At 61.0% G+C, this 4,171-nt stretch carries 5 protein-coding genes; all 5 read right to left on the bottom strand.

What is annotated here, in order from left to right; translation table 11 throughout:
* Positions 1-208 precede the first annotated feature (208 nt).
* On the bottom strand, positions 209-418 hold the full coding sequence (locus tag QZY07_RS06630; protein WP_295400874.1) for a type II toxin-antitoxin system HicB family antitoxin: 210 nt from the start codon (positions 416-418) through the stop codon (positions 209-211).
* Positions 415-627 (bottom strand): hypothetical protein, encoded by a 213-nt coding sequence (locus QZY07_RS06635; RefSeq protein ID WP_295400877.1) that lies wholly within the window; start codon positions 625-627, stop codon positions 415-417. Before QZY07_RS06635 ends, QZY07_RS06630 begins: the two co-directional genes overlap by 4 nt.
* Entirely contained in the window at positions 624-1,010 is a 387-nt protein-coding gene (locus QZY07_RS06640) for a type II toxin-antitoxin system VapC family toxin (protein WP_295400879.1), read from the bottom strand. Before QZY07_RS06640 ends, QZY07_RS06635 begins: the two co-directional genes overlap by 4 nt.
* A complete protein-coding gene (locus QZY07_RS06645) occupies positions 1,007-1,228 on the bottom strand; it encodes an AbrB/MazE/SpoVT family DNA-binding domain-containing protein (protein ID WP_295400881.1) in 222 nt (73 codons plus the stop codon). Before QZY07_RS06645 ends, QZY07_RS06640 begins: the two co-directional genes overlap by 4 nt.
* 96 nt (positions 1,229-1,324) lie before the next feature.
* On the bottom strand, positions 1,325-4,171 hold a 2,847-nt coding region (gene brxC / locus QZY07_RS06650; RefSeq protein WP_295400884.1), incomplete at its 5' end, for a BREX system P-loop protein BrxC.

The following is a 4,171-nucleotide window of genomic DNA, read 5'->3' on the forward strand; positions in this document are numbered from 1 at the left end:
TGTCGGTTTTTAAACGCTTCATCGGCGATAAGTTCTTGACTGGTTTCAACGGATTGTTTTTTTTAAACATGCTAAAATCTCTACTAAGGGATAATTTTTATCTATTATACAACAAGTTGCGCTTAACTTAATGGCAGTGACGCTGGAGCGTGGGAACGAGTCAATACGACAATTTCGCGCGGCTTGAGGACAGGCAAGCTCCCCATGATCAGGCCACCACGACGTTTTGCGTGCCGATAAACTCCGTTTCGAGCGTCGGCTCGCCATCTTCGAGCAACATGGCGACGACCTCCCGTAGATTGTGCGTCAACTCATCCAGCGTTGCCGCCTGGGTGTGCGCCCCCTGGAATCCGGGAATATAACCAACGTACAACCCGGTATCCGGGCAGCGTTCGACGATGGCGGTGTAGCTTTTCATCGGTCTTCCCCCCAGTCTGCGGCGGTGGGTGGCAAATGCGACCAGACGCCGGGCTGGCGTTGGCCTTGGTCCGTCCGCGCATCTGATGGCACCGAGGCCGGATCCTCGTCCAAAGGCCAGATAATGATCTCGGTCTTGCGGTGACGGAACGCTTCAGGGATCGGAATGAAGTCCGGCGTATCGTCATAAATCAGGCGGACGGGGTTCATGGTTGTTCTCTTGGTTTCTGGAAAAAGGTCACGCCGGGCAGTCCTTCGAAGTGGTTGTCGGCGGTGACAAGCTCGACCTGGTGTTTCCGGGCACTGGCGTAGATCACGGCATCGGCAAAGGCGAGCTTGTGCAACAGCGTCAGATCCGCGGCCATGAGCGCAATCTCGGTGCTCAACGGAACAATCAGACTGCTGTCGGCGAGGGCGATGGTGTCGTGCGCCGTCGTTTCGTCGGATTCGCGTTTAACCCATTTGTACAACTCGTACTGCACCGTGGTTGGTACGAGCAACTCCGATGGATCCTTCATGTACGGCGCAAAGCGATTCGCCAGCGCGCCGTCCGTGAGCCACTCGATCCAACCGCAGGTATCGACGAGGATCATCGATCACGTTCCAGGCGGTCCGTCCGGTCGCGATAGTCGCTCGTATCGGCGCCTTTCAAGATCCCGCGCATCTCCTCCAGGGGACGAATGGGAGCCAACACGATGGTGTCGCCTTTGGGGATGACGGCAAATTTCTGACCAGCCGTCAGATTCATTTCCTCGCGGATGGCCTTGGGAATCGCGAGCTGAAACTTGCTGGAGAGGGTCACGGACGCCATGGGTTGACTCCTTGCGCAGTATTGATCGATCAGGGTTTCGTAAAATATAACATCTGGCGGCCTCAACCGCGTCAGCGGCGACGGTTCATCACGCTTTCACCGGATCTCGATCCGTTCGCCGGCGGCAATGGCGGCCTCCAGCGCCTGACGAAACTTGTTCAAATAGGCGTCGATATCGGCCTGGGTTTCCAGGTACGTCCCCGGCACAAAGGCGGTTGCTTTCACGACGCGGCGCGGCTTCACGTAGACCGGTGGGGCATCCTGATCGCCGATTTTTGGGGGCTTTCCTGGTGGCTTCTTCAGCGCCGCCTCGATCTTGTCGAGTGCCGCATCGCCGAGTTCGATTGCCTGCTGTGCCGCTTGGCCGATATGCGCGAGGCTGCTCTGGCTCTCGACCTGACCCTTGAGCTGCTGCAAGGGATAGAGACACTGGTTGCGCAGATCGCCACTGGCCTTGGCGGCGTCCAGTTCCACCTGGATCTTGGCGAGTTGCGTGTCGATGCCGGGCAGGATCTGGTCGCGGCGCTGGGCCACCAGGGCGTCGTTGACCCGTTCGACGGTCTGGATCAGGGCCTCGGCCTCTTGGATCAGGCCATAGGGAGCGGCGGCGCTCAGGATCTCTTTGATGCGTGCGAGGGCCTTGGCGGCGGTGTCGTCCTGGTCCAGCCAGTCGCGGTTGGGCTGGAAGCGGGTTTGGGCCAGGCGCAGTTTGTCCCAGGCGGGGCGCTGGGTGGTGTAGAAATTCGTCAGCTCATGGACTTCGTCGGAGAGGTCGTGCAGGTCGGCCTTCCGTTCCAGGAACCGGCCGATGAGCCCCACGCTCTCGGTCTCCGCCAGGAGTTTGTTGATGACGCCCAGGGCATCGGCAATCTCCTGACCACCGGGATAGGTGCCGGTGTCGGCCAGGGTCTTGTACTGGCCGAGGTTGGTCCGCCAACCGCCCAATTGCAGGCGTAGGTGAGCGTCGAGGGCCTCTTCGCCGTCCGGAGCGAGGTTGCCGAAAACCTCTTTGGCCAGATGGCGCGCGGTCTGGAGCTGACCTTGGTCGACGCTTTGACGTTTGACCACCAGCAGGCGTTTCCACTTGCTGGGGGCGATGACGGCCTCATGGATCTTGTCGAGGGACAGGGTCGCGCCGTCGCTCGCCAGGCTGATGTCGCCTTTCCTGACCAGACGCACGATCAGCAGGACCACTTCCCACTCGGGCCAGCCATAGGGACGCCGACCGAAGCGCGTCTCCACCAGGTCTTCCAGGATCACCTGCTTGTTGGCGCCGGCCATGAGTTGGATGTAGCCCTGGACTTCTGCGAGGGCCTGTTGGTTGCCCTGCCCGGCCTCCAGCGAAAACCCCAGATCGTCCACGTCGGTGGCACTGAGCACCGCCTTGATCTCGGCCTGCGGATTGGCGGAGAGGTGCGCGAGATAGCCGAGCTTGTTGAAGCTGTTGCGGATCAGGTAGTTCAGGGCGTCGGTCAGAGCCGAGGCGGCGCTGCCGCCCTTGGGCTGGATGGGCTGGCCGGCGGCGTAATAGCCGGCCTCCCGGCATAACTGTTCCAGTTGCAGGACTAGACGCTGGCGGCGCTCGCGGTTTTCGTCCTGGCGCTCGCGCAGGATCTTGACCGTGGTCGTGGACGCGGTGCCGTCGTTCTTGCGACCCATGTATTTGTCGGTTTGCAGGTAGGTACGCAGTTCCCGCCCCAGGGTCTTGTCGTCGTCGAGTCGGAGGATGAGCTGACCGCCGTCGGTGGCGCTCTGGAGGGTGCATTTGCCGTCGCTGTCGAGGGCGTAGTCGTCCGCCAGCGGGGTGACGACCGACAGCACCAAATCGCCCTCGGTACGGGCACCGTGCGGATGCAGGTCGCACAGGCGGTTGAGACCGAAGTCCTTGCCGTTATCGGCGAAGCGGTGCTTGCGCAGACCTTTGATCACGTCCTCGAACAGCAGCTCGCCAAGGAATTTGGCCTCTTCCGCCGAGCTGAGATCGACGTCCTTGATCTCGCGGCTGATGTCGCGCTCTTCGTTGGTGAGGAAGAAGAAATCCTCGCCGTTGCGCCCGATGACGGTTTCCTTCTCCAGCCGCTGGAGACTGGCTTCGATCTGGTGACGCAGGGTCAGACGATCGGCGTCGATGCGGTCGATGAACAGGGTCACCAGGTTGTCCAGGTTGCCGCGAATTTCGTCGACATAGCGGATCAGGAATAGGGTCTTGAGGACCAGGACATCGAAGGGCTCCAGTTTGTCGTTGCGAACGGCGTGGTCGATAGTCGATTTGACGATGCCTTCGAGGAAACTTTCGATGGAGGGATAAAAGCGGTGCAGCGGGACCAGTACCCCGACCGCTTCGCCCGCGAGTTGCACGGCGGCGGACTGAAAGGCATCGAGCATGGAGCGCTCGCCGCGCGCCAGATGCAGACCGGTGACGCCATGGCGGCGGATGGCCTCGAAGACCTTCTGCACCAACTGGAACTGATAGGGGGCGAAGGGATAGACGCTGACGAAGTCCAGCGCGTCGGCATAGGGCTTGAAGGTCATGCCGACGTGACTGAAGCTGAGCTGATTCTTGAGGATATCGGCCTGGTCGCGGTAGAGCGCTGTCAGGTTCATCTGAGCGGCCTCGGTCTTGCTCAGGAGCCGCTTTTGGATCACTTCGTCGACATTGGCGCTCGACAGCGACAGGCGGGTCTTGAAGCGGCCCTGAATCTTGGAGAAGTCGTTGGCCTTGGACGCGCGCACCTCGCCCAGCACGGCGTCGATGTCTTCCTGCGAGGTCACCACGACCCAGGCCCGGCCACCGCAGGCGGTGCCGAGATTTTCGGTGATGGTCTGCAAGCTGAGCATGAGATGGGTGTCCTGGCCAATGAACTGGCCGATTTCGTCCACCAGAAAGAGGAGCCGGTGCGCGGGTCCGCGACTGTCCAGGTAGTCCCGGACCCAGCGGGCGAA

The sequence above is a fragment of the uncultured Thiocystis sp. genome, assembly GCF_903866365.1.
GTDB lineage: Bacteria > Pseudomonadota > Gammaproteobacteria > Chromatiales > Chromatiaceae > Chromatium.